This is a genomic window from Bartonella sp. WD12.1 (genome assembly GCF_002022415.1).
GTDB lineage: Bacteria > Pseudomonadota > Alphaproteobacteria > Rhizobiales > Rhizobiaceae > Bartonella.
The window spans coordinates 1-22,950 of the sequence record NZ_MUBG01000003.1 but is presented as its reverse complement, the minus strand read 5'-3'; the positions used below and the strand labels follow the sequence as shown (position 1 = coordinate 22,950).

The 22,950-nt window shown below is 34.3% G+C and carries 31 protein-coding genes and 3 pseudogenes; 20 read left to right on the top strand and 14 right to left on the bottom strand.

Annotation, left to right across the window (positions count from 1 at the left end; all coding sequences use genetic code 11):
- Window positions 1-189 precede the first annotated feature (189 nt).
- The 9 genes from repC (BWD121_RS08010) to BWD121_RS07970 all read left to right on the top strand — a co-directional run bounded on the left by repC (BWD121_RS08010) (window position 190) and on the right by BWD121_RS07970 (window position 6,644).
- Window positions 190-1,467 carry a plasmid replication protein RepC gene (gene repC / locus BWD121_RS08010; RefSeq protein WP_078664163.1) on the top strand — a complete coding sequence of 426 codons (1,278 nt, stop codon included), beginning with the start codon at window positions 190-192 and terminating at the stop codon, window positions 1,465-1,467.
- Window positions 1,468-1,577: 110 nt separating this feature from the next.
- Window positions 1,578-1,883 carry a hypothetical protein gene (locus BWD121_RS08005; protein WP_078664133.1) on the top strand — a complete coding sequence of 102 codons (306 nt, stop codon included), beginning with the start codon at window positions 1,578-1,580 and terminating at the stop codon, window positions 1,881-1,883.
- 79 nt (window positions 1,884-1,962) lie between these two features.
- On the top strand, window positions 1,963-2,235 hold the full coding sequence (locus BWD121_RS08000; protein WP_078664132.1) for a type II toxin-antitoxin system RelB/DinJ family antitoxin: 273 nt from the start codon (window positions 1,963-1,965) through the stop codon (window positions 2,233-2,235).
- Window positions 2,235-2,504, top strand: a complete 270-nt coding sequence (locus tag BWD121_RS07995; protein ID WP_078664131.1) for a type II toxin-antitoxin system mRNA interferase toxin, RelE/StbE family — start codon at window positions 2,235-2,237, stop codon at window positions 2,502-2,504. Before BWD121_RS08000 ends, BWD121_RS07995 begins: the two co-directional genes overlap by 1 nt.
- 868 nt (window positions 2,505-3,372) lie before the next feature.
- Window positions 3,373-4,650 (top strand): plasmid replication protein RepC, encoded by a 1,278-nt coding sequence (gene repC, locus BWD121_RS07990; RefSeq protein WP_078664163.1) that lies wholly within the window; start codon window positions 3,373-3,375, stop codon window positions 4,648-4,650.
- A gap of 109 nt (window positions 4,651-4,759) precedes the next feature.
- Window positions 4,760-5,065, top strand: a complete 306-nt coding sequence (locus BWD121_RS07985) for a hypothetical protein (protein WP_078664130.1) — start codon at window positions 4,760-4,762, stop codon at window positions 5,063-5,065.
- A gap of 82 nt (window positions 5,066-5,147) precedes the next feature.
- The gene (locus tag BWD121_RS07980; protein ID WP_240536722.1) at window positions 5,148-5,606 is read left to right on the top strand and encodes a hypothetical protein; all 459 of its coding nucleotides are present in this window, start codon (window positions 5,148-5,150) and stop codon (window positions 5,604-5,606) included.
- A 182-nt stretch (window positions 5,607-5,788) separates the two neighbouring features.
- Complete coding sequence (locus BWD121_RS07975; protein ID WP_078664129.1) at window positions 5,789-6,094, top strand: hypothetical protein; 306 nt, start codon at window positions 5,789-5,791, stop codon at window positions 6,092-6,094.
- Between the two features lie 25 nt (window positions 6,095-6,119).
- Window positions 6,120-6,644 (top strand): hypothetical protein, encoded by a 525-nt coding sequence (locus BWD121_RS07970; protein WP_240536721.1) that lies wholly within the window; start codon window positions 6,120-6,122, stop codon window positions 6,642-6,644.
- A gap of 110 nt (window positions 6,645-6,754) precedes the next feature.
- On the opposite strand, the pseudogene BWD121_RS07965 reads toward BWD121_RS07970, so the two are convergent.
- Together BWD121_RS07965 and BWD121_RS07960 are read right to left on the bottom strand one after the other, a co-directional pair.
- Window positions 6,755-7,148 (bottom strand): annotated as a pseudogene (locus tag BWD121_RS07965) (type II toxin-antitoxin system HicB family antitoxin).
- Window positions 7,149-7,164: 16 nt separating this feature from the next.
- A pseudogene (locus BWD121_RS07960) lies at window positions 7,165-7,346 on the bottom strand (type II toxin-antitoxin system HicA family toxin).
- A 140-nt stretch (window positions 7,347-7,486) separates the two neighbouring features.
- On the opposite strand from BWD121_RS07960, the gene BWD121_RS07955 reads away from it, so the two are divergent.
- From BWD121_RS07955 to BWD121_RS07945, 3 genes are all read left to right on the top strand, one after another.
- On the top strand, window positions 7,487-7,765 hold the full coding sequence (locus BWD121_RS07955) for a type II toxin-antitoxin system RelE/ParE family toxin (RefSeq protein ID WP_078664128.1): 279 nt from the start codon (window positions 7,487-7,489) through the stop codon (window positions 7,763-7,765).
- A 10-nt stretch (window positions 7,766-7,775) separates the two neighbouring features.
- Window positions 7,776-8,084, top strand: coding sequence for a HigA family addiction module antitoxin (locus BWD121_RS07950; protein WP_078664127.1), 309 nt, complete (start codon window positions 7,776-7,778; stop codon window positions 8,082-8,084).
- A gap of 93 nt (window positions 8,085-8,177) precedes the next feature.
- Complete coding sequence (locus BWD121_RS07945; protein WP_240536720.1) at window positions 8,178-8,354, top strand: hypothetical protein; 177 nt, start codon at window positions 8,178-8,180, stop codon at window positions 8,352-8,354.
- A 114-nt stretch (window positions 8,355-8,468) separates the two neighbouring features.
- Here the strand turns inward: BWD121_RS07945 and BWD121_RS07940 are convergent, their stop codons facing one another.
- Window positions 8,469-8,864: a helix-turn-helix transcriptional regulator gene (locus BWD121_RS07940; RefSeq protein ID WP_078664126.1), complete on the bottom strand. Its 396-nt coding sequence runs from the start codon at window positions 8,862-8,864 to the stop codon at window positions 8,469-8,471.
- 819 nt (window positions 8,865-9,683) lie between these two features.
- Between BWD121_RS07940 and BWD121_RS07935 the strand changes: the two genes are divergently transcribed.
- From BWD121_RS07935 to BWD121_RS08565, 5 genes are all read left to right on the top strand, one after another.
- Entirely contained in the window at window positions 9,684-10,205 is a 522-nt protein-coding gene (locus BWD121_RS07935) for a hypothetical protein (protein ID WP_240536719.1), read from the top strand.
- Between the two features lie 245 nt (window positions 10,206-10,450).
- A complete protein-coding gene (locus BWD121_RS07930; RefSeq protein WP_010703143.1) occupies window positions 10,451-10,723 on the top strand; it encodes a type II toxin-antitoxin system RelB/DinJ family antitoxin in 273 nt (90 codons plus the stop codon).
- A gap of 2 nt (window positions 10,724-10,725) precedes the next feature.
- Window positions 10,726-10,995, top strand: coding sequence for a type II toxin-antitoxin system mRNA interferase toxin, RelE/StbE family (locus BWD121_RS07925; RefSeq protein ID WP_078664125.1), 270 nt, complete (start codon window positions 10,726-10,728; stop codon window positions 10,993-10,995).
- A gap of 176 nt (window positions 10,996-11,171) precedes the next feature.
- The gene (locus BWD121_RS07920) at window positions 11,172-11,477 is read left to right on the top strand and encodes a hypothetical protein (RefSeq protein WP_078664124.1); all 306 of its coding nucleotides are present in this window, start codon (window positions 11,172-11,174) and stop codon (window positions 11,475-11,477) included.
- 28 nt (window positions 11,478-11,505) lie between these two features.
- Entirely contained in the window at window positions 11,506-12,006 is a 501-nt protein-coding gene (locus BWD121_RS08565; protein WP_346418176.1) for a hypothetical protein, read from the top strand.
- A gap of 412 nt (window positions 12,007-12,418) precedes the next feature.
- Here the strand turns inward: BWD121_RS08565 and BWD121_RS07910 are convergent.
- A pseudogene (locus tag BWD121_RS07910) lies at window positions 12,419-12,686 on the bottom strand (type II toxin-antitoxin system RelE/ParE family toxin).
- Window positions 12,683-12,973 (bottom strand): hypothetical protein, encoded by a 291-nt coding sequence (locus BWD121_RS07905; RefSeq protein ID WP_078664123.1) that lies wholly within the window; start codon window positions 12,971-12,973, stop codon window positions 12,683-12,685. Before BWD121_RS07905 ends, BWD121_RS07910 begins: the two are co-directional and overlap by 4 nt.
- 178 nt (window positions 12,974-13,151) lie before the next feature.
- On the opposite strand from BWD121_RS07905, the gene BWD121_RS07900 reads away from it, so the two are divergent.
- Window positions 13,152-13,808, top strand: a complete 657-nt coding sequence (locus tag BWD121_RS07900) for a recombinase family protein (protein WP_078664122.1) — start codon at window positions 13,152-13,154, stop codon at window positions 13,806-13,808.
- A gap of 8 nt (window positions 13,809-13,816) precedes the next feature.
- Here the strand turns inward: BWD121_RS07900 and BWD121_RS07895 are convergent, their stop codons facing one another.
- Together BWD121_RS07895 and BWD121_RS07890 are read right to left on the bottom strand one after the other, a co-directional pair.
- The gene (locus BWD121_RS07895) at window positions 13,817-14,215 is read right to left on the bottom strand and encodes a type II toxin-antitoxin system VapC family toxin (protein WP_078664121.1); all 399 of its coding nucleotides are present in this window, start codon (window positions 14,213-14,215) and stop codon (window positions 13,817-13,819) included.
- A complete protein-coding gene (locus BWD121_RS07890; protein WP_078664120.1) occupies window positions 14,212-14,463 on the bottom strand; it encodes a DNA-binding protein in 252 nt (83 codons plus the stop codon). The genes BWD121_RS07895 and BWD121_RS07890 overlap by 4 nt, the downstream gene beginning before the upstream one ends.
- A gap of 822 nt (window positions 14,464-15,285) precedes the next feature.
- Between BWD121_RS07890 and BWD121_RS07885 the strand changes: the two genes are divergently transcribed.
- Window positions 15,286-15,609, top strand: coding sequence for a helix-turn-helix transcriptional regulator (locus BWD121_RS07885; RefSeq protein WP_078664119.1), 324 nt, complete (start codon window positions 15,286-15,288; stop codon window positions 15,607-15,609).
- Here BWD121_RS07885 and BWD121_RS07880 read toward each other — a convergent pair whose 3' ends face one another.
- The 4 genes from BWD121_RS07880 to BWD121_RS07865 all read right to left on the bottom strand — a co-directional run bounded on the left by BWD121_RS07880 (window position 15,610) and on the right by BWD121_RS07865 (window position 17,853).
- Window positions 15,610-15,978, bottom strand: coding sequence for a hypothetical protein (locus BWD121_RS07880; RefSeq protein WP_078664118.1), 369 nt, complete (start codon window positions 15,976-15,978; stop codon window positions 15,610-15,612). It lies immediately after the preceding gene.
- A complete protein-coding gene (locus BWD121_RS07875; RefSeq protein ID WP_078664117.1) occupies window positions 15,975-16,658 on the bottom strand; it encodes a ParA family protein in 684 nt (227 codons plus the stop codon). Before BWD121_RS07875 ends, BWD121_RS07880 begins: the two co-directional genes overlap by 4 nt.
- A gap of 647 nt (window positions 16,659-17,305) precedes the next feature.
- The gene (locus BWD121_RS07870; protein ID WP_197684881.1) at window positions 17,306-17,632 is read right to left on the bottom strand and encodes a type II toxin-antitoxin system PemK/MazF family toxin; all 327 of its coding nucleotides are present in this window, start codon (window positions 17,630-17,632) and stop codon (window positions 17,306-17,308) included.
- The gene (locus BWD121_RS07865; protein WP_078664115.1) at window positions 17,632-17,853 is read right to left on the bottom strand and encodes an antitoxin MazE family protein; all 222 of its coding nucleotides are present in this window, start codon (window positions 17,851-17,853) and stop codon (window positions 17,632-17,634) included. The genes BWD121_RS07870 and BWD121_RS07865 overlap by 1 nt, the downstream gene beginning before the upstream one ends.
- Before the next feature lie 805 nt (window positions 17,854-18,658).
- Between BWD121_RS07865 and BWD121_RS07860 the strand changes: the two genes are divergently transcribed.
- Window positions 18,659-19,315: a hypothetical protein gene (locus BWD121_RS07860; protein ID WP_078664114.1), complete on the top strand. Its 657-nt coding sequence runs from the start codon at window positions 18,659-18,661 to the stop codon at window positions 19,313-19,315.
- Window positions 19,316-20,412: 1,097 nt separating this feature from the next.
- Here BWD121_RS07860 and traG read toward each other — a convergent pair.
- The 3 genes from traG to BWD121_RS07840 all read right to left on the bottom strand — a co-directional run bounded on the left by traG (window position 20,413) and on the right by BWD121_RS07840 (window position 22,811).
- Entirely contained in the window at window positions 20,413-22,326 is a 1,914-nt protein-coding gene (gene traG, locus BWD121_RS07850; protein WP_078664112.1) for a Ti-type conjugative transfer system protein TraG, read from the bottom strand.
- The gene (locus BWD121_RS07845; protein WP_078664111.1) at window positions 22,316-22,528 is read right to left on the bottom strand and encodes a conjugal transfer protein TraD; all 213 of its coding nucleotides are present in this window, start codon (window positions 22,526-22,528) and stop codon (window positions 22,316-22,318) included. Before BWD121_RS07845 ends, traG begins: the two co-directional genes overlap by 11 nt.
- 64 nt (window positions 22,529-22,592) lie before the next feature.
- Window positions 22,593-22,811, bottom strand: a complete 219-nt coding sequence (locus BWD121_RS07840; RefSeq protein ID WP_078664110.1) for a TraC family protein — start codon at window positions 22,809-22,811, stop codon at window positions 22,593-22,595.
- Window positions 22,812-22,950: the final 139 nt, after the last annotated feature.

The window sequence follows — 22,950 nt, the reverse complement described above, 5'->3', positions numbered from 1 at the left end:
CAAAAAAATAAAAAACCCAACTGCTGAAACAGAAGGGTTTTCTAAAAACATTTAAATATAGTGCATAAAAATGCGGGAAACCAACAATCCCCAATTTAATGCATTACGGAGAGTTCTGCAAGAGTTTTTTTTGCGGAGATAGGATGTTTTTATCATTTTTTTGCCTCTAACAGAGAGGTTAAAATGATTATGGTTAATAAAACGTCGGGAAGACGTATAGATGCTCATCATATAGAATACAGAAGATTGGCGGAAAATGCAGAGGTTGGTTCTGTAAGCCGTGGCCAATTGATTAGATTAGCTAAGAAATTGCGAATGACTGGTTTTATAAAAGACACTGAATGTAATCTTCTTTTAGCTTTATTGGATACAGCTTCAGTTTCTTCTTTTGAACAAGGGGGAATGCCAATCGTATTCAAAAGCAATCAACGTTTGGGAGTGGAAATCAGTCGTAGTGACTCTCGTGTTAGTCGTTTGCTTTCAAGTCTTTATGATAAGGGTCTTATTGTCATGCGGGACTCTGGAAATTTTAAACGGTATTCTGCACACAATAGTCATAATAATATCACAACGGCTTGTGGTATTGATCTGCGTATTTTAATTGCTCGCTATTGTGAGCTTAAACAAAAAGCCGATGATATATTGGAAGATTTAGAAAAGCGAAGAGAAGCTTTACGTTGTTTTAGAGGATTAGTAAGACAGATTAAGTTTTCTTGTGCATCTGAAATCACACCGTTTACGCATATGCTTTTTTCTAGAGTACAAAAAGTTATACATATTATAGGACGGCCATCACAAGTTTCTTTTGAAAAGCTGAAGAAAGCTATTCGATTTTTCGAGTGGATTTTGCAACGTTTTTTTGATGTTAAAATATCAAAAACGACATACACGTATGTCGCCGACGACATGCACATACATAATACAAACCCCTATCCCATTTGTAAAAGTAATACAAACACACAAAAAACAAACCACTCTTCAAAAAACAAAATAACAATAATGAATTCGGATAAATCCGAATACTCTAAAACAATTAACGCGACTTTCAGTCGCGTCAAAAATAACAGTGAAAGAGACACACGCGAAGCCGAACAAACACTTCTTTTAAATGGTGGTGCATTGCCTCAAATTAAACCTGAGACTTTAATTAGTGCTATGCCTAACGTCTCTGAATTCCTTGATAACAAACTCAATTCAGTCGACGATTTGGTCAACTCAACGGACTTCTTAGCTAAAATGACTGGTATTTCTCCTGATGCTGTTAAACACGCTAAAATAACCATGGGATTCAAAAAAGCTGCATTTGCTATGGGCATTATTCTCGAAAAATACGCTCGTCAAATCATTCATTCACCAGGAGGATATTTGCGTGGCATGATTGATAAGGAAAAACGAGGGGAATTATATCTTGAGCGTTCTATCTATGGGCTACTCAATTCAAATCAACAAACTGTCGCGGAAAAATAAAAAAAAAGTTAGATAAAATATTAGAGAAAACCATTGTTTCAATTGCTTAGATTTATAACTTAAATTAATATACAGTATATATTTCTCTACATAACGATGAGGAGATTTCAATGAAGAAGAAATTACCTAAAAGTTACATGACTGATGAACAACGTGAGGAATTAAGAGCAGGAGGATTGTCGCAAAATGGTATTTATCTTTCTGAAGCACGAGCTGCTTCTAAGGCAAATGATGAGACAGCAACATGGGAATGGTTAGCTATGGTCGAATATCCAGCTCATGCACTGTTATGTCTTAGAAAATGGAATGGACCCCAATTTATCCGTGATATGGGGTTTTCTACTAAAAATGCTGACACAGAATACGGACCTGATTGGTTGGACAAAGGTGTTATTATAGGAGGTCATCATTTCTAACGAAAGTGAGATCTTAAAAAGTTTGTCATGTAGCTCAATTGTGCTATATTATGAAGTAGAATAGAAAGGAGCTTATTTTATGAATGTAACAACGAATTCAAAAGAGGTTATACGTGCCCGAATAGACAAGGATTTAAAAAAAGAAGCTAGTACAATATTAGCAAATATGGGGCTTACTATTTCTGATTATGTACGAATTGCTTTAACTAAAGTTGTCAATGAACGGGGAGTACCATTCGATATGCATATACCTAATCAATTAACAATTGAAACTTTAAACAAAAGTGAGAAAGGGGAAGATTTATATATTGCGAAAGATATGGAAGATTTATTTAATGATTTGGGGATTTAATGTTCCAGATAGTTCGCTCAAATCAATTTAAACGCGATATTAAAATGGCTATTAAACGTGGTAAAGATTTAGAAAAAATTAAACGAGTTATGCTATTACTACAAACAGGAAAGCCATTACCTTTACATTACAAAGATCACCCACTCAAAGCAAATTGGCATGGTTTTCGGGACGTACATATAGAACCAGATTGGCTTTTAATTTACAAAATTAGTGACAACCAATTGCGATTTGAGCGTACAGGAACTCACTCAGATTTATTTAAATAATTATTTCTTTTTAATTATCATCATATTTATATAATTGGGGGTAAGAGACCGGCCCCTTTTCCAAAAACAAACCAATCTAACCGCTTCAAAACTGTATTCCCATTTTTTCTAGTTTGTTTAATAAAACCCCTCTGTCACTTGTGAGGCCATAGGAGCAAAAACAGAACGTTTCGCTCTATTCTTTAAAAAACACGTTGGCCAACAAAAATATTGGAAAAAGTGTCAGAATAAACGATCGTTTTAGTTGCTTAGATTTATGACTTAAACATAATATACAATATGTATTTCCTACATATTCATGAGGAGATTTGGATGGAGAAAAAATAACACTATCGCACTCAACCTTTTCACGTGGTTTAGTTGAGTTAGAAAAAGCTAATATTATAGGCTAGATCCTTTTGTCGCGGTTGGTATTTTGTCAATCCTAATTTCGTATTTGATAGCAACAATATTGTTTTTTCTTTGCATATTCAATGCAGTGAAGGAAAGAAGAATTCTTTAATAGAAGAAAGAAAAACGGAGGACTTTGGCTTATTAGTCTAATACTCCGAATAGGAGGAAGGGGACCTTAGACCTTAGATTTATTAGTGTATTGAAAATGTTTTTGTTTTACATATAGTCGCAGATTGCATGAAATATGCAAATCAATGATTCTTTTTTAATAAGAGGAAATTAATGGCAAAAAAATAAAAAACCCAACTGCTGAAACAGAAGGGTTTTCTAAAAACATTTAAATATAGTGCATAAAAATGCGGGAAACTCACAATCCCCAATTTAATGCATTACGGAGAGTTCTGCAAGAGTTTTTTTTGCGGAGATAGGATGTTTTTATCATTTTTTTGCCTCTAACAGAGAGGTTAAAATGATTATGGTTAATAAAACGTCGGGAAGACGTATAGATGCTCATCATATAGAATACAGAAGATTGGCGGAAAATGCAGAGGTTGGTTCTGTAAGCCGTGGCCAATTGATTAGATTAGCTAAGAAATTGCGAATGACTGGTTTTATAAAAGACACTGAATGTAATCTTCTTTTAGCTTTATTGGATACAGCTTCAGTTTCTTCTTTTGAACAAGGGGGAATGCCAATCGTATTCAAAAGCAATCAACGTTTGGGAGTGGAAATCAGTCGTAGTGACTCTCGTGTTAGTCGTTTGCTTTCAAGTCTTTATGATAAGGGTCTTATTGTCATGCGGGACTCTGGAAATTTTAAACGGTATTCTGCACACAATAGTCATAATAATATCACAACGGCTTGTGGTATTGATCTGCGTATTTTAATTGCTCGCTATTGTGAGCTTAAACAAAAAGCCGATGATATATTGGAAGATTTAGAAAAGCGAAGAGAAGCTTTACGTTGTTTTAGAGGATTAGTAAGACAGATTAAGTTTTCTTGTGCATCTGAAATCACACCGTTTACGCATATGCTTTTTTCTAGAGTACAAAAAGTTATACATATTATAGGACGGCCATCACAAGTTTCTTTTGAAAAGCTGAAGAAAGCTATTCGATTTTTCGAGTGGATTTTGCAACGTTTTTTTGATGTTAAAATATCAAAAACGACATACACGTATGTCGCCGACGACATGCACATACATAATACAAACCCCTATCCCATTTGTAAAAGTAATACAAACACACAAAAAACAAACCACTCTTCAAAAAACAAAATAACAATAATGAATTCGGATAAATCCGAATACTCTAAAACAATTAACGCGACTTTCAGTCGCGTCAAAAATAACAGTGAAAGAGACACACGCGAAGCCGAACAAACACTTCTTTTAAATGGTGGTGCATTGCCTCAAATTAAACCTGAGACTTTAATTAGTGCTATGCCTAACGTCTCTGAATTCCTTGATAACAAACTCAATTCAGTCGACGATTTGGTCAACTCAACGGACTTCTTAGCTAAAATGACTGGTATTTCTCCTGATGCTGTTAAACACGCTAAAATAACCATGGGATTCAAAAAAGCTGCATTTGCTATGGGCATTATTCTCGAAAAATACGCTCGTCAAATCATTCATTCACCAGGAGGATATTTGCGTGGCATGATTGATAAGGAAAAACGAGGGGAATTATATCTTGAGCGTTCTATCTATGGGCTACTCAATTCAAATCAACAAACTGTCGCGGAAAAATAAAAAAAAAGTTAGATAAAATATTAGAGAAAACCATTGTTTCAATTGCTTAGATTTATGACTTAAACTAATATACAGTATATATTTTCCACATACGAATGAGGAGATTTTAATGAAGAAGAAATTACCTAAAAGTTATATGACTGATGAGCAACGTGAAGAATTAAGAGCAGGAGGATTGTCGCAAAATGGTATTTATCTTTCTGAAGCACGAGCTGCTTCTAAGGCAAATGATGAGACAGCAACATGGGAATGGTTAGCTATGGTCGAATATCCAGCTCATGCACTGTTATGTCTTAGAAAATGGAATGGACCCCAATTTATCCGTGATATGGGGTTTTCTACTAAAAATGCTGACACAGAATACGGACCTGATTGGTTGGACAAAGGTGTTACTATAGGAGGTCATCATTTTTAATAAATTACGAGAGCTTTTTTTATTTCAAAACGGCTATGTTCAAGATGTTGAAGAGACATTAGCCGCTAAGAATTTACATGATGTGCGAAGCGATCTGTGCGACTACATCCGCAAAATAAGTCAAAGTGGTGATTTCTCATTAGTTATTGATACGGAGCGTAGTTTTGTTGATGATGATTTGTCTAGATATGCTAATAGTCCAGAAATGAAAAGTAGTCTTAAAACGGCTTTGACTGAAATAGATATCATTAAAGAGCATATAACACTTGTTTCTGATCCTATATTGTACAAGGCAATCAATAAAACATGTGGCTTGCCTAAACAGCGAAAAAATGGGTTGCCTTATGATGGAGCACGTCAGGCAATGGCATCGCATTACACAAGGTTGGGTAATCTAAACAAAGCTCGTTTAACAGAAGTTGAAAAATCAATCATTGATGCACGGAGAGACAATATGAAAATTATGCGCAGACTGTACGAACAAATGCAAGCAAAAGCTCTCGGGATTGATCTGTCTCAAAATAAAGGTATTTCTCTTTAATTATCATTTGCGCGAAGTTGTAGAAGTAGAAACCTAACGTTTCACTCTACTCCTTAAAAAACATGTTGGACAACAAAAAAGTTAGATAAAATATTAGAGAAAACCATTGTTTCAATTGCTTAGATTTATAACTTAAATTAATATACAGTATATATTTCCCACATACTAATGAGGAGATTTCAATGAAGAAAAAATTACCTAAGAGCTATATGACTGACGCAGAACGTGAAGAATTAAGAGCGCAAGGCGCTGATCAAGAGCTTATCTATCTCGCTGAATCAGATGCTGCTGCTGCTGCTAATGATGGACAGACAGTATGGGAATGGTTAGCTATGGTAGAACTGCCAGCCTATGGGCTTTTGGGCATTAAAAAAAGGCGTGGAGCGCAATTTATCCGTGATATGGGGTTTTCCACCAAAAATGCTGATGAAGAATATGGGCCTGATTGGCTCGATAAAGGTGTTACTATAGGAGGTCATCATTTCTAACGAAAGTGAAATTTTAGAACAGCTATTGGGACGACAAAGTGGATATATAAAAAAACACAACGAAACATTAACTGCAAAAAATTTATTTGCTGTGCAAAGAAAGCTTTGTGATCATGTCCGCAATATCGGTAAGAGTGGTAATTTCTCATTACTTCTCAATACAGAATATAGCATTGTAGAAGATGATTTGTCTCGGTATGCTAATAGCAATGCAATGAAAAGTAGTCTTAAAACGGCTTTGACTGAAATCAATGTTGTTAGAGAACATTTAACAATTGTCGCTGATCCTGTGTTGTATAAAGCAGTAAACAAAACATATGGCTTGCCTAAACAGCGAAAAAATGGGTTGCCTTATGACGGAGCACGTCAGGCAATGGCATCGCATTACACAAGGTTGGGTAATTTAGATAAATCTCGCTTAACATCAATTGAAAAATCAATCATTGATGTACGGAGAGACAATATGAAAGTCATGCGCAGATTGTACGAACAAATGCAAGCAAAAGCTCTCGGGATTGATCTGTCTCAAAATAAAGGTATTTCTCTTTAATTATCATTGTATTTATTTTTCTAGATGATAAGTAGCCACATTTGCCTCTTAAAAGTTAGTCAATAGTAAAAATTAGAGAAAATATGGGAGAAAATTGTAGTTTTAATTGCCTAAATATTAAGCTCATGACGTGCTGCTGTTGCTAAAAAGCAGATCGTGTTAAGCCTCTTTCTTGTGCACAATCATCAATTGCACGCAAGAGCCCTCGTTCAATTGATATATTCATACGCACCACTTCTGAATCATTTTCAATAAATGGAACTTGTATTAAAAAAGCTCCTTCCGACAAAGCTATTTTGACAGTTTCTTTCTGTATCACTTCTTCAAATTTTAAAGGAGTTGGCAATTTATCCATTTCTTCGCAATATAGTTGAAGAGCTTCTGTTGCATTAGCAATAAGATTTTTTCCTGATCGGCAGCAGAAAATAGTCCTTTAAAATCAGGAAACTGAACACCAAAAGCAGAATTTTCATCCTTGTGAACAAGAGCAAAAAATCTTTTCATTCTTTTTTTCCTTTTTTTACCAACCTGCTTGTTGTGCAATGAAACGCGCTGTACCGATGATTGGAAGGTCTTTTTTAGGATGAGGAACAATAATTACCTGACCATTTTTTTAAATTTATGATGAGAACCTTTTACTTTAACAAGTTCAAAGCCGTCACATTTTAATTTTGCAATGATTTTTCGGCTATCTTGTTCCATTTTATATACTCATAATGTGTAAATATATACACATTTTATTAATTTTAAATCTAATATCAATTTAAAAAAATCATGATTTTTTATTTTAAAATGTAAGCTATCTATTGACATATCTATTCTCTTAATATTATAAATATAGTATGATTAAAACGTTCAAAAGTAAGACATTAGCTGAATTATTTGAAACGGGAAGTTCATCCAAAATTGACAAGAGACTTTTTAAACGGATCATTGTTCGTCTTGACCGTTTAGATGTTGCTGAAAAACCCGAAGACATGAATCTTCCAGGATTTAATTTTCATGCTTTAATTGGATTTCACCCCACTCGTTACACGGTACATGTAAATGGACCATGGTGCATCACATTTGAATTTGACTCATGCAATGCTTATCATGTTAATCTTGAACAATATCACTAGGAGTAAAATTATGAATGATATTCCTGTACAATGCAAAAGAAACCGTTGTCCTTCTCATCCAGGTGATTTACTGGCAGAAATTATTCCAGCAACTGGCAAAACAAAATTAGAAATTGCACAAATGCTTGGGATATCACGTCAGCATCTTTATGATATTCTGAAAACAAAAAAACCAGTTTCTCCTTCCGTTTCAGCTCGTCTAGGTAAATTATTTGGGGATGGTGCTGCTGTCTGGTTGCGTATGCAAGCAGCTTATGATGCTTGGCATGCTGAGCATGAAACAGATGTTAGTAAAATTCCAACTATTCATATTATTTGAAAACCATATTAAAGCTTAAAACTTACAATTTTTTTACTACGTTCATAATTTCAAGCAGAGCAGTACAGTTTTCATGATGGAGCACGTCAGGCAATGGCGTCACATTATACAAGGTTGGGTAATTTAGATAAATCTCGCTTAACATCAGTTGAAAAATCAATCATTGATGCACGGAGAGACAATATGAAAGTCATGCGCAGACTGTACGAACAAATGCAAGCAAAAGCTCTCGGGATTGATCTGTCTCAAAATAAGGACATGTCTCTTTAGCGATTTATCGACTTTTTCTAAGATGGAGATTTTAGTTTTACATTATGTACGCTAAATATATGCTATAGGTGTAATAAATTATTTTTACAGATATTACCTTTTTGAATAAAGTTTTTAGTTATAGTTAGAAATTAGTTCTAAGATTACCTTCTGCTTTATAGGTGTAAGAACTCTAAAACTTTTTAAAAGCAGATACTCTTCCTTGCTCGATATCATTTCATCATGATGATGCACAGCGCCTTCTTTTGTTGTGGTATCAGGATAAAAAAAGGAAATAGGAACACCGAATATATCGGCAATATCTTTCAAACGGCCAGCTCCTACACGATTTAATCCTTTTTCATACTTTTGAATCTGTTGAAAGCTTATACCCAAATAGTCAGCTAGTGTTCTTTGAGACATTCCCAGCATTCTTCTTCTAAATCGAATCTTCTTGCCAACAAAAATATCATTATGAGAATTCTTTTGCACTTCTAGGGCAACCCCCGCCGGTAGCGAGCGCCCTCGCATTGGTATTCCGGGAGTCTAAAAACACTGAGTTTAGGTCAGCTTTTTTGCTTTTAGTGCTATAGCACCTGGACATCACAAAAACTCCCGGAATCCCGGGAACCCCATATAATGGGTTAATTTTTGCGCCTAAACTGTAGGGTTTTTAGATCCCTCTTGATCGCTGCGTATACGATCAATACACCCCTTAACTCATAAAGTATTTTCAAAAAATTGGCAATAAAATAGTTTTTAATGAGAGGTTTTCCACCTCTCAAACTCACCGGACCGCTCACCAAAATCATGAAGTCGTTTCCACGTTTAGAGAAGGGACTAACAAGCCTAGGTTCTTAAGGTCAAGGAAACCCCTATGGGGCGCTTAACAGCGTCCTTGACTCCAGAACCTAACGGTTTGTTTTGTCCTTCTCACGCGGCTCCGAAATCATGATATTAAGGGGGGAGCTTATAAGGGCACTTAAGTAGAAAAAATTGATAAAAATATAAGGCTTTTTTATGAGCTATGTGTTTGAAAAAAATAGAAAAAATGTCAAAAAAAGAGAATAAAATAATTGACAATAAAAAGGAATTTTGCTATATAAATACTTAAGTGATCAAAACACTTAAGCCGTAAGCGGATAGGTTACGAAACAATCTCTCCTCTGTCTTTAAAAAACTGACTATCTTTTATATGTATTACAACGTATAACGACTTTGTCGGGTGTGGTTACACCATACAATACCCTTTATGGGAAAAGTGTAACGACGGACTTACGGCCGTGTTTTGAGCACCCGACTTCTGTAAGGGGTCAATTCAAAACTTTTATTAACCGTAAGGAGTTCATTATGAACACGATCTTTAAAAAATATGAATTTACAAGTGAAACCCAAAAACTTGGTGAGTGTACTTTTCATCGTATTCGTGCCTTAAGAGACTTTGGTGATGTTAAAGCTGGTGATCTTGGTGGTTTTATAGAGAAAGAAGATAATCTTTCTCACTATGGTGATTGTTGGGTTGAAGATAATGCTATGGTTTATAATGACGCTTATGTGTGTGATAATGCTATTGTTAGTGGAAAAGCTCAAATCTTCGATAATGCTAAATTAAGAGGAGGTGTACATGTTTATGATGATGCATCTGTTTATGGAAATTCTATAGTGCAAGGAGGTGTTGAAGTTTATGAAAGGGCACGTGTTTATGACAATGCGGTAGTTATGGATTGTGTCAGGGTTCATGGGGATGCTCATGTATACGAAAATGCTAAGGTTGGTGGTTCTGCTGAGTATGTAGGTAATGACAGAATTGGTAATAATTATGTACAACCTCGTATGGATGGAAGAATAGTTTTTGTAACAGTGAAACAGTAGTTTTTAACAAAGTAAAAGCCGCGTCATTGATATGATGCGGCCTTTTAAGCATCAATGTGGATCTCAATTTATCCGTGATATGGGATTTTCTACCAAAAATGCTGACACAGAATATGGACTAGATTAATTAGATAAAAGTGTTGTTATAGAAGGTCATCATTTCTAACAAAAATGAGATTTTAAAAAGTTTGTTATGTAGCTCAATTGTGCTATATTATGAAGTAGAATAGAAAGGAGCTTATTCTATGGATGTAGCAACAAGTTCGAAAGATGTTATACGCGCCCGAATAGACAAAAGTTTAAAAAAAGAAGCCAGTGCAATATTAGCAAATATGGGGCTTACTATTTCTGATTATGTACGAATTGCTTTAACTAAAGTTGTCAATGAACGGGGATTGCCATTCGATATGCATATACCTAATGCAGAAACACTTAAAACTTTTGAGAAAACTGATAAGGGGGAGGATGTTTTTTACGCGAAAGATGCAACGGATCTATTTAAGCAACTGGATATTTAATTGTGCGTTCAGTAAGTTACTCTGGAAAGTTTAAAAAGGATATGAAACGCGCTAAAAAACGCGGAAAGGATATGCAAAAACTTACAACGATTATGCATCTTTTAATCAATAAGCAGCAATTACCTCCCTCATTAAGTGATCATGCATTACAAGGTAATTGGAAACCACGTCGCGATCTTCATATAGAACCAGATTGGTTACTAATTTATATTGTTAATGATGAACATGTTCATTTTGACAGAACAGGAACCCATTCAGATTTATTTAAATAATCATTCAATAGTTTATTAATTATAATGAAAAAAATGATATCTGCTCTTTAAAAAACATGTTGACCAACAAGAAAGTTAGAGAAAGTATCAGAGAAAACCGTGGTTTTAATTGCTTAAATTCATGACTTAAACTAATATATAGTATATATTTCCTACATAACGATGAGGAGATTTGGATGAAGAAAAAGTTACCTAAAAGTTATATGACTGATGAGCAACGTGAAGAATTACGTGCGGGGGGATTGTCGCAAAATAGTATCTATATTGCTGAATCAGAGGCAGCGGATAAAGCTAATGACGGTCAGACAGCATGGGAATGGTTAGCTATGACTGAGTTGCCAGCTCATTCGCTTTTATTTCTTAGACATGAGCATGGACCCCAATTTATCCGTGATATGGGGTTTTCTACCAAAAATGCTGACGCAGAATACGGACCAGATTGGTTGGACAAAGGTGTTACTATAGGAGGTCATCATTTCTAACGAAAGTGAAATTTTAAGAAAATTTTTGTTGCGAGAAGATGGTTATGTTAAGGATCTTAAAGATACATTAGTAGCTAAAAATTTGAGTGATGTGCGGAAAGGTCTTTATAATTATATTCGCAATATCGGTAAGAGTGGTGATTTTTCACTACTTCTCAATATGGAAGAGAGTATTGTGAAAAATGATTTGTTTAGGTATGCCAATAGCAATGCAATGAAAAGTAGTCTTGAAACGGCTTTGACTGAAATCAATGTTGTTAGAGAACATTTAACAATTGTCGCTGATCCTATACAATATCAATTGATCAACAAAGCGCATAGTCTGTCAAAACACCGAAAAAATGGATTGCCTCATGATGAAGCACGTCAGGCAATGGCATCGCATTATACAAGGTTAGGTAATTTGGACAAATCGCGTTTAACAACCGTTGAAAAATCAATCATTGATGCACGAAGAGACAATATGAAAGTCATGCGCAAATTGTACGAACAAATGCAAGCAAAGGCGCTTGGTATTGATCTGTCATAAAATAAGGCATGTCTCTCTAATTACCATTGTATTTATTTTATTAAAGGATAAGTGGCCAGCCTATTTTTCCCAACACAAGTTAGCAGAATTAGAAAACTCTTTTAAACGCTATATCTTAGAATATAGTATAATATAGTATCTTATCCTATCCTAGAATACTATATCTTATAATATAATATCCTATTTAATGAGGAATTGAATGCCTGTTATCTCATTTGCCAATTCAAAAGGTGGTAGTGGAAAAACAACATCTGCTCTAAAAAAAGTTGGCCAACAAAAAAGTTAGAGAAAATGTTAGTAAAGACCATGATTTATTTCTTATCAAAAAAGAAAATTTAATTATATAAATTACGATACTAAAGAAGTAGTTTTTAATACAAGAGCAGATACAAAAGGCTTTGCAAGCAGTTGATTATGGAAATTTTTGTTTTGCATGAAGCACACGCAAAATACGTACAACGCCATTTGAAATATCGTAAATCATGATATAATTTGAATGCACGATAAGTTCACGTGTATTTATAATTCGTCCTGAACGACCAAGAGTAGGAAATTTAACAAGTTTTTTATCTTTTCAGATAAAAGTTTATCAAATTTTAAGGTAGCAGAAGGGTTATCTTGTGCTATATATTCACTTTTTTGCGATCAACATGTGCTATCCGTGTCCAAATTAGCTTCATAAAGTTGATTTATCTAGTTTACTTTGTGTTTTCAAGCGCCATTCTTCTGCTTCTGCTTCGATTTCTTCAGAAGATATTATATGGCCTGCATTAGCAGAATTTATTCCAAATTGAACTTGTTCCCGAAACCATAAATTGTATGCACTTTTTTCTTTTTGTTCTTTTACTATATCACGCATATAATCCCGTAAAAGTTGTGCACCAGATCTATCAAATGCTTTTGCTACTTTGGAAAACTCATTTTTTAATACATCATCAACGCGAAAGGTAAATGTTGTTTCAGCCATTTTATTACCATTTAATGTGTTACAATATAATTCAAATGTAATATATTTTTGGTTCTTGTTCAATAGAATTCTATTAAAAAAACGATCGTTTTTTCTAGATCAAAATGATATATTTAATTGATGTTTTTTCTATAATAAAATATACTATTTTAAATATAAATTGGTATTTTTATTGGTCATGACAAAATTTTATGCTTATTTACGCGTTTCTCGTGATGGACAAGATACAGAAAACCAAAAACTTGGTTTGTTAGAGTATGCTAATAATCATGGGTTTGCTCCACTTCATATTGAAGAGGAAATTGCAAGTCGAGAAAAAGACTGGCGTAAACGTAAACTTGGTTATTTACTTGAAAAAGCTAAACGAGGTGATGTATTACTGACTCCTGAATTTTCTCGTATAGCTGGATCTTCTCTTGCTGTATTAGAAATCCTTAAAGCAGCTAGTGAACGTGGTTTAATTCTTCATATAACAAAACAACGTCTTATTATGGATGGAAGCCTACAAAGTGATATCATAGCAACTGTATTAGGGATGGTTGCACAAATTGAACGACATTTCATTCAGACACGTACAAAAGAAGCACTCCATGTTGCTCGCCAACGTGGTATAAAATTAGGGCGGCCAAAAGGCAGTATAGCCACGAAATTAAAACTTGATAGCCGTATTGAAGAAATTCAAGCGTTTATCAATATTGGATTATCACAACGTCGTATTGCTAAAATTTTAGGAGTAAGCTTAGATACTGTACGATTGTTTATCAAACGCAGAAACATTAAACCTACGAAAATTGCTCCAATCATTACTATGCCAATTGCAGCATTACGGTCTTAACTTATTCGTTAAGAAAGAAGTTTTGTAGATTGTCCGTTTTTCGTTAATAGTTCAATCGCTAATTTATCAAATGAAACAAAGGTTTCACCACCTAGCCAATTTCCCTCATAGGATATAATACCATCAGCGAAATCTCCATCAGCCTCAAGGATAGAAAGCCCTGCTTCGACAGCTGGTCGATTCATTACTATATTACTAGTTGCTAGTAAATCACGTAACATTCCAGCTACATCTTCTTTTGATAATTTTGCACCTCGACGAAGTATCCAAACAAGTTCACAAAGACAAGATAAAGAAATAGCTATGAGTGAAGCCTTTCTTAAGATCTTGCTTGCTACCTCACCCTGCTTTTTATCGTCTTGTAAAACAGCGCGAGCTAAAACATTTGTATCTACAGAAATCTTCATTTCTCATTCGCCCAACTAGAAGCAACAATCTCGTTCATTTCTTCAATGGTTAGTGGTTTTTTTAGTTTTCCAGCAAATCGTCCAATAAAGCTCTCAATTGTGCTTGTAGGCTGTGACGCTTTTATACGAAGTTCACCATCTGGTAATTTATCAAAATCAATCCTCTCACCAGGTCTAACACCAAGGTGCTGTAGTAAATCCCGTTTCAACGTAATTTGTCCTTTTGCTGTAACAGTTAATGAAGGCATAAAAAAAGTCCTCATTTATAAATATAGTTATTGAGTATATATAAAAGTAATGTAAAATTCAATTACTTCTTCAGAAGAAGTTGTAAGCAGATGATCTATCTCAAAATGATAGTGGAAAATCGCTGTTAACCGGAATATATACCCTATTCTCAATTATTACGCATAAAATAAATAGTGAATATTTATTATTTACGTACAAAATACGTAATAAATATTGTTTATTTATCAAATAATTATAAGAGTGCTACATGTCATGAGTTTAAGAAGTTTTCATTCTAATTAGAGATTAATTTTAAAATTGTCTTTTTAAAAAGACTTTCTATAAAAGGTTTTCCACCTCTCAAAGTCTCCGGATTGCTCACCAAGATCATGAAATTTTTTCCGCGTTTAACGAAGAGACTAACAAACCTAGATTCTTAAGATCAAGGCAACCCCTATGGAGCGTTTAACAGCGTCCTTGATTTGAAAAACCTAAACGATTTGTTTCGTCCTTCTTATGCGGTTCTAAAATCATGATATAAGGGAGGAGCTTATAAAGGCACTTAAGTAGAAAAAGTTGATAAAAATATAAGGTTTCTCGTTAACTATGTGTTTGAAAAAATGTCAAAATTTGAAAGGTTTTGAATCTACAAATATATTAAAGATTGTTACATACAGTAAACAAGAAACTTATCGCGCTTGTTTACATTGTGCAATATAAGAATACTCTTTACATACTCCATTGTTTTTTTAATCAACTCATGGCATTGCAACATTTAAATTAAATATAGGCTTCATCAAAGAATGTTTTAAATTAACAGAACAACTGGGATAAGAATAAAAATGACAGACATTTTTCACGGAAGTTGTAATATTTATGCAGATCTTGATTTTCCAGATTCTGAAAAGATGCTTATTAAAGCAAAACTTGCCAGAAAAATTAGTCAAATCCTTAAAGAAAAAGGTCTAACTCAACAACAAGCTTGTCAAATTTTGACTCTCTCTCAACCTAAGTTATCCAATATCTTAAATGGAGAATTTCGAGGAATTAGTGAGATGAAGATGCTTGAGTGTTTAGCTAAATTGGGCAATGATATCAAAATTGTTGTTAGCTCTGAAAAAGTGAGCACACTGAAAGGCCATGTTGACGTTATTTTTGCTCCTTAGTTAATCTTTTTCAGCATTGTTATAATAATAGATTAAAAACTGCAAAACATCACCAAGAGTTAAAAGATCTTGTCCAGGTGGCGTTAATTTTTCAGCGAGTGCGCGGAATTCTTCGTCAACATCAGGTCTGATTGAAAGAGTTATGCGGTTAGTTTTCATACTGCGGCGTCTAGAACGACCATCAATAGAACCGGATTTAGTTAAAATAGGTTCTCTTAGATTTTCATAGGATGCATGACGCGTTGTAAAACCACTTTGTTGTGCAATTTTATCAATATCTTGTTTTTCACGCTTAGGAGCCTTTGTAATAGGTTTTAAATCATGTAGATCCTTTAAGGCTGAAAATGTTGATTTGCGTTCTTTTATCATTTTATTATTCCTTCGAGTTTTAATGCTTTCACAATATCAGTAGCAACTTGTTCAGCATTCTTTATGGCAGATTCAGCGTTTGATACATCTTCTTTATTAAGTTGATAAAGAGTGCAACCGAATCCAAAAATAGAAGAAAAGGCAGCTTTATTCATCATTCCGTGATCCAAAACAGGAAGCTTTGCTTCAATCAGTTCTTTACGGATTTCTTTTTCTTCACGAGTTTGTATTACAGAGCATTTTGAAAACATGATACGATAAGGAATATCACTTCGTCTCGCTCTTCCTTCACGAGCTATAAAAGCAATGACTTTTGCCGCTTCGCGACTATCAAGTTTTGTTCCGGCCATAGGAATAATAACCATATCAGAACGACTAATAGCGTATGATGCTGTTATATTTGCTGACCCTTCAAGATCAACAATGACAAAACTATTTGTATCCGCTGCTTCATCTATAACGTCTATAATGGTATTTTCATTAACCCCTCCTTGAACGTCTATATTATCTGGATAATGAGGACCAGCATTTTGCCACCATTCATCAGCAATAGGCTGATTGGGATCAGTATCTATTATTTTTACCTTAGATCCATGGTGAGCTAACACCTGAGAAAGAATAAGCGCTGATGTTGATTTTCCAACACCACCTTTTGTTGAACAAAATACAATTGTTGGCATATATAAAGATCCTTACATACATATTATATATGTCACACTTATACATGACATACACTTAACATATGTTTAATATTTGTAAAATTTATATAATAAATATGTATTATATATGCTTAACGTATGTTATACATATGCTATACATATAATACACGTACAATAAATTATTTTTTGTGGATTTATCTTTGCATGTGCTTGTTTATGGGCGTCTTGGACTTATGATGCGTTCTTACTACGTCTAGCGCCTCCTGGTTATGATACCAGGCTTTTCGGCTAAATGAGATATCACTTCGTTTGTACAGAGTTCAAAATGAGAGGCTTTCCGCTTCTCCTCTCCGGATCATTCACCAAAGTCATGATTAAAAGGAGAGTTTATAAGGGGGCTTAAATAGAAAAAATTGATAGAAATATAAGGCTTTTTTAAGCTATCTTTTTGAAAAAAGAAGAGAAACTGCAAAATACATAGAGTTCATAGAAAAAGAAATGCTTCAGAAAATAATGATCGTCTATGAAAAGAAGTAAAAATCATTTCTGTTTCCATATTTTACTAGGTTCTTAATTGAACGATAAGACGTATTAGTTAACTGCCTAACTCGGTTAATAAATTTATCACAAAATACGTATACCTATTCAAAAGGAAAAAATATTAATTTTCATTTTACTATTCCTAAAAATACAGCTAAACAGCGTTCAATTTGTATCATTTCATCTGTGTGAATATAGCCGAAAATTGAACTAATTTTATCACGTCGTACCGTCATAATTTTATCAATCATCACTTGAGAGGGTTTTAGCAGACCATTTTCGCTATTTGGCTGAATAGTAATGCGCAGTAGTGGAGCGACAATAAGTGTGCTTGTAATTGGTAAGATTGTGATGCTGGTATGCTCATTAAATTGATTAGCTTGGATTACTAGTGCGGGTCTTGGTTTGCCAAAATCGCCTTGCATAGCTACTGTTATAAGAGAACCTCTCATTATTATGTCCAGCCATCAATATCCATTAAGGATTGCTCCATAAATGATTGCATAAATGCATTATCTTTATCTGTCTTTGCTACTAAGCGACATTGACGACGGCATTCTTCAGCAAAGTCCGGTTGACGTATATCTGGTACCCAAATTTGCATTAAACGTAATCCAGCTTTTCTTTGTGCATTGCGATATTTTTGAACGCGTTCATTAACATGCATTGTACCCATAGTATAACCTCCACTATGTTTCATGTAACGTATAACACGAAAAAAAGTTACATGAAACGAAATTTCTAACAATTTTGGGAAAATTCCAAATTTTTTATAAATAAAAAAGTTTATTATAAAGACTTTTTTGTACTTCTCAATATCCCCCCGGCTGGTAGTGAGTGTCCTCACATTGGTATTCCTGGAGTCTAAAAACACTAAGTTGTAGTTTTTTAATGAGAGGTTTTCCACCTCTCAAACTCACCGGACCGCTCACCAAAATCATGAAGTCGTTTCCACGTTTAGAGAAGGGACTAACAAACCTAGGTTCTTAAGATCAAGGCGACCCCTATGGGGCGCTTAACAGCGTCCTTGACTCCAGAACCTAACGGTTTGTTTTGTCCTTCTCACGCGGCTCCGAAATCATGATAATAAGGGGGGAGCTTATAAGGGCACTTAAGTAGAAAAAATTGATAAAAATATAAGGCTTTTTTATGAGCTATGTATTTGAAAAAATTATAAAAAATGTCAAAAAAAGAGAATAAAATAATTGACAGTAACGGAGAATTTTGTTATATAAATATTCAAGTGCTTAAGAAACACCTTGATAGTAAGCGGATAGGTTACGAAACAATCTCTCCAATGTCTTTTTAAACTGACTTTTTTTTATACGTATTCCAACGTATAGTGATTTTGTCGGGTGTAGTTACACCATACAATACCCTTTATGGGGAAAGTGTAACGACGGACTTACTACCGTGTTTCTTAACACCCGGCGCCCGTTAAGGGTGTCATTAAGAAACATTGAAATAGTAAGGACTTCGTTATGAAAAAATATGAATTTACAAATGAAACCCTAAAAGCTGGTAAGCGTACTCTGCATCGTATTCGTGCGTTAAGAGACTTTGGTAATGTTAAAGCTGGTGATTTAGGTGGTTTTATAGAGAAAGAAGAAAATCTTTCTCATAATGGCGATTGTTGGGTTGGGGGTAATGCATTTGTGTGTGGTGAAGCTTTAGTTTACGACAATGCTATTGTATGTGATGATGCTGTTGTTAGTGGCCACGTTTATGGTAATGCTCATGTGTCTGGAAATACTCGTGTTTATATTCGTGCAAAAGTTTATGGTAATGCTCGTATTTTAAATAAAGCATGGATTCATAATGATGCACATGTTTTTGGATATTCCCAGGTCTCTGGTTCAGCTCGTATTAAACCAGGAGCAAAAGTTTATGGGAATGCAAAAGTCTCTGGTGCTGTAAGAATTTTTGGTGAAGTTTATGGAAACGCTACGGTTGGTGATCATTTTGATGTTTACGGTTCTGTTTATGGAAATGCGAAAGTGACAGGTTACGGAGTAATTCGTGGAAAAGTTCATGGAAATGCGAGAATTAAAAGACGCAGTGAGTTGTTTAGTGTTCCAACAAATTGTGAGGTTTATGAGGGCGATAATGTCGTCGAGACGGTTGATATGGCAGCGTAAATAACAGGCACAGGGGGCACCTGCTTTTAAATAGCAAAAAATAAAGCCGCGTCACATAAATGATGCGGTTTAATCTTGGTTGGTTTTAAAAAAATTAAGCTCCTAAAAGAAAAGTTTGAAGTTGTTATTACATCTTGTAAAGATATAGTATATGTTAAATTATGATTTAATATATTTAAAGACGCGAGGGGATAAGGATAATGAATAGTATATCTGAGGTTGAACTAAACAAGACAGAAGAAAGCTTACACGAAGAACAACCTGTTTCGAAAAAGAAACGTGAACGCAATCTATTTATACGTATATTTTTATTTTTCATAGGTAGATTTTTACATCTCCTTTTTCTCTTTCTTTTGTTTATTCGTACACCAGTTCGTGCCATCCTAAGTTTTTTCGCGGGAGGATCAATGTTAACGTTATTCTTTTTCAGTGTTGGGTGCATGCTAGTAGATGAAACATCGTTTTTGTACATAGCAATAATAATTTGTGGATTTATTTTTGCATGTGTTTGTTTATGGCTTACTTGGGCTTATGATGCACTTTTACTGTCTCTCGCGCCTCCTGGTTATGATATCATGCTTTTTGGCTAAATGAGATATCACTTCGTTTGTACATAATTCAAAATGAGAGGCTTTCCGCCTCTCAAACTCCATAGCTTGGTTTATCTTGTATAACGCTTTCTAGGGTTTTAAATGGAAAGTCTGTTATTAGCGCTAATCTAGCTATTAGACTTGAGATGGCCGGTATAAATACTGTACGTGTTTAGTTAAAACAGCTTAAAATATATCCTCTTTACTTAACGCACATTAGTATCTTCCCCACCATATAGAATGCTTTTTTAAGGCATTTTTTGAAATGCCCTTATAAGCTCTCCTCTTAATATCATGATTTCGGAGCCGCGTGAGAAGGATAGAACAAACCGTTAGGTTCTGGAGTCAAGGACGCTGTTAAGCGCCCCATAGGGGTTTCCTTGACCTTAAGAACCTAGGTTTGTTAGTTCCTTCTCTAAAAGCGGAAACGACTTCATGATTTTGGTGAGCGGTCCGGTGAGTTTGAGAGGTGGAAAACCTCTCATTTTTTTGAAAATAGGAGTTTTGTTATTTAAGTGCAAATCTATTTTCGTTAGCAAGAGCTTTAAAATCTTTTCGTCTAAAGTATATAGATCGTCCACAACGAATAGGAGGCTGTCCTTGTACAAGGATGATTTGTTCATCTTTTCGCATGGATTGTGTTATTTCATGAGGATAGATTAAAGGTCTTTGTTGAAAGCTTGTACTTTCGGTTCCTTTTACTCCTGTTGTCCCTAAAGTTTTACTTTTCCCTTTAACCTCAATAGTCATTTTTCCGCATGACTCAGAAATATTTTTAGCCGTTTTAATATCTTTAATTGCTGCATAACTAACGAAAGCACAACTTTCAAACCATGCCATAGCACCAGCATAACCAAAGTGTCTTTCAATTTGACCGACCGATTGATAAAATAACATCAGTGATATGCCATATTTACGCCCACGATCACGAGCCTCTTCTAAAATGTTCATATATCCTAAAAGATCAATTTCATCTAGAACAAATAAAACTCTTTTAGCATAATGACCATTAGCAGCTTCCATTGCCTTAAGAAAAGAACCAACAAGAATACGGCCGACACCAGGGTAAGATTTTAAAATTTTTGAAGGGATATTTAAAAAGATATCAATATCGCCTTTTGTTATGTCTTCTGTTTTAAAATCATTTCCACTAATCATCTGAGCGTAATTAGACAGTGAGAGCCATTGTGTATCTTTTGATGCTGTAGCGTAAACACCAGAAAATGTCTGTTCTGCCATATTGGTAAAAACACCAAGGGTTTCACGAATGAATTGTGATGGTGAAGAGGACTGTAATTTACGCAATTTCTTAATAACAGAGGGTTCAGGTTCAGATACGAGAACACGAAGAGTTTTTAGATTTTTTTCTTCTAATTTGTATTCATTGGAAAAAACAATGTGAGCCAGTAATCCCGTCAACAAATTGTGTGCATGTGATGTAAAGAACTGGTCTGTTGATGTTGATTTATGGTTTTCAGATAATAAAAGTCTAGCAATTTCAACTAAACCAGCTTCCCTTTCATATAAGGGGATATTTTCATTTAATAACCAATCCAAAGGATTAAAAGCTTTAGTTGATTTTCCATGTGGATCAAGAACATGCACAGTTCTGTTATTAAGGCATTGCCGTGTTTCTTTAACGATAGGAGCGATTTCTGTTGATGGATCAAAAACAACTAATGGCCCACTATATTTGAGACAAGTAGGGATGACATTACTTGTTGTTTTATAACCTCCTGAACCAGCAAAAAAGAGCATATGTGTTGAGTCAAAATCAAGGTTATATGTTAGAAGTGGCTGACTCCCACCTTTCCCCCATGTTGTTTTATCTGTTGGATTAAAGGGTATATCTTTTACAACGTCCTCATCGACTCTGTATCGCTCACCAATAATTATTTCCCCATTACTTGGAAAAATATTTTCCAAACGTTTCATATCAATCCACTGAGCTCCCCCAAAAATCATTTTTTTCGAATTTTTTAAAGGAGAGGGAGAAGCTAATGATAATTTCATAGTGAAACCAAGAATAAGAATTCCAATGAAAGATCCAGCTAAAACCATCCTATCAAAAAATGGCAAAACATTTTTCCACGTCATACCATTTTGTCCAACATAGGGACTTAATCTTATATATTCAGATGCATTGTAATAAGTAGCAAAGAGACAAAATACGATTAATGAAGAGATGGTGATATTTTTTCTAATATGTCTTTTTTGTAACAAGACGAATGAAGAGCATGAAAGTGCAATAAGAATTAGAACATCAAGAGGCTTTGAACGTATAAACCAATAAGCATCTGGTGTTGTACCATTTTCTGTAATTTCACTGATTGTTATGTTAACAAGAAAAGGTATGATAATAGAAAAAATAATTGGGCATATTAAAAGTATGATTTGTTTACTATCTAATTTATTTATCATTTGTTATCCGCATATCCGCAAAAGCATCTTTTCCTATTTTTTCAAAATCTTTGTATTCTTTCGAAGTTTTATCGAGTTTTGACGCATGAATCAAACAACCTAAAATGAAAGACTTATTTTCTTCTCTAAGACCAGCTTTTACAACAAGCCCTCCTAATATAATTTTTTCACGTGCATCTTTACGTCTTATTTCGTCATTCAAATATCTAATCCTTTTTTCAATACGTCTTAGTAATTTTATGGATTTTCCAAGATTATTCAGATTTTTATTGTTCTTTTTGAAATCGCTTTTTAACTTCTTCAAAAATTTCTTTCCATTGTTCATTTGTTATATTTAATTCTGTTAATCCAGCTTCTGCTGCTAATAATGCAATTTTTTCCCCTTCATATTTTTTAGCAGCTTTAATATCTTCAATGATTTTTTTTCTTTTTTCTTCAAGAATCTTTTTTTCTTCTATGAGCTTATTTAATGATTTTCTTGCCATTTAAATATCTTTCTTTTTTGTAAAGTTTATAAATTTTTTAACAGAAAAAGACACTGATATCAATAATCGAAAGTGCGCATTTTATGCGCTCCTGAAAATGTCTTTCTTCGAAAGATTTTTTGAAGGCGCAATTATACGT

Bases quoted from the DNA above. Each gene is read 5' to 3' on its own strand.
- repC (WP_078664163.1), top strand. From the start codon at position 190: ATGGTTAATAAAACGTCGGGAAGACGTATAGATGCTCATCATATAGAA.
- BWD121_RS08005 (WP_078664133.1), top strand. From the start codon at position 1,578: ATGAAGAAGAAATTACCTAAAAGTTACATGACTGATGAACAACGTGAG.
- BWD121_RS08000 (WP_078664132.1), top strand. From the start codon at position 1,963: ATGAATGTAACAACGAATTCAAAAGAGGTTATACGTGCCCGAATAGAC.
- BWD121_RS07995 (WP_078664131.1), top strand. From the start codon at position 2,235: ATGTTCCAGATAGTTCGCTCAAATCAATTTAAACGCGATATTAAAATG.
- repC (WP_078664163.1), top strand. From the start codon at position 3,373: ATGGTTAATAAAACGTCGGGAAGACGTATAGATGCTCATCATATAGAA.
- BWD121_RS07985 (WP_078664130.1), top strand. From the start codon at position 4,760: ATGAAGAAGAAATTACCTAAAAGTTATATGACTGATGAGCAACGTGAA.
- BWD121_RS07975 (WP_078664129.1), top strand. From the start codon at position 5,789: ATGAAGAAAAAATTACCTAAGAGCTATATGACTGACGCAGAACGTGAA.
- BWD121_RS07955 (WP_078664128.1), top strand. From the start codon at position 7,487: ATGATTAAAACGTTCAAAAGTAAGACATTAGCTGAATTATTTGAAACG.
- BWD121_RS07950 (WP_078664127.1), top strand. From the start codon at position 7,776: ATGAATGATATTCCTGTACAATGCAAAAGAAACCGTTGTCCTTCTCAT.
- BWD121_RS07945 (WP_240536720.1), top strand. From the start codon at position 8,178: ATGGCGTCACATTATACAAGGTTGGGTAATTTAGATAAATCTCGCTTA.
- BWD121_RS07940 (WP_078664126.1), bottom strand. From the start codon at position 8,864: ATGCGAGGGCGCTCGCTACCGGCGGGGGTTGCCCTAGAAGTGCAAAAG.
- BWD121_RS07935 (WP_240536719.1), top strand. From the start codon at position 9,684: ATGAACACGATCTTTAAAAAATATGAATTTACAAGTGAAACCCAAAAA.
- BWD121_RS07930 (WP_010703143.1), top strand. From the start codon at position 10,451: ATGGATGTAGCAACAAGTTCGAAAGATGTTATACGCGCCCGAATAGAC.
- BWD121_RS07920 (WP_078664124.1), top strand. From the start codon at position 11,172: ATGAAGAAAAAGTTACCTAAAAGTTATATGACTGATGAGCAACGTGAA.
- BWD121_RS07905 (WP_078664123.1), bottom strand. From the start codon at position 12,973: ATGGCTGAAACAACATTTACCTTTCGCGTTGATGATGTATTAAAAAAT.
- BWD121_RS07900 (WP_078664122.1), top strand. From the start codon at position 13,152: ATGACAAAATTTTATGCTTATTTACGCGTTTCTCGTGATGGACAAGAT.
- BWD121_RS07895 (WP_078664121.1), bottom strand. From the start codon at position 14,215: ATGAAGATTTCTGTAGATACAAATGTTTTAGCTCGCGCTGTTTTACAA.
- BWD121_RS07890 (WP_078664120.1), bottom strand. From the start codon at position 14,463: ATGCCTTCATTAACTGTTACAGCAAAAGGACAAATTACGTTGAAACGG.
- BWD121_RS07885 (WP_078664119.1), top strand. From the start codon at position 15,286: ATGACAGACATTTTTCACGGAAGTTGTAATATTTATGCAGATCTTGAT.
- BWD121_RS07880 (WP_078664118.1), bottom strand. From the start codon at position 15,978: ATGATAAAAGAACGCAAATCAACATTTTCAGCCTTAAAGGATCTACAT.
- BWD121_RS07875 (WP_078664117.1), bottom strand. From the start codon at position 16,658: ATGCCAACAATTGTATTTTGTTCAACAAAAGGTGGTGTTGGAAAATCA.
- BWD121_RS07865 (WP_078664115.1), bottom strand. From the start codon at position 17,853: ATGGGTACAATGCATGTTAATGAACGCGTTCAAAAATATCGCAATGCA.
- BWD121_RS07860 (WP_078664114.1), top strand. From the start codon at position 18,659: ATGAAAAAATATGAATTTACAAATGAAACCCTAAAAGCTGGTAAGCGT.
- traG (WP_078664112.1), bottom strand. From the start codon at position 22,326: ATGATAAATAAATTAGATAGTAAACAAATCATACTTTTAATATGCCCA.
- BWD121_RS07840 (WP_078664110.1), bottom strand. From the start codon at position 22,811: ATGGCAAGAAAATCATTAAATAAGCTCATAGAAGAAAAAAAGATTCTT.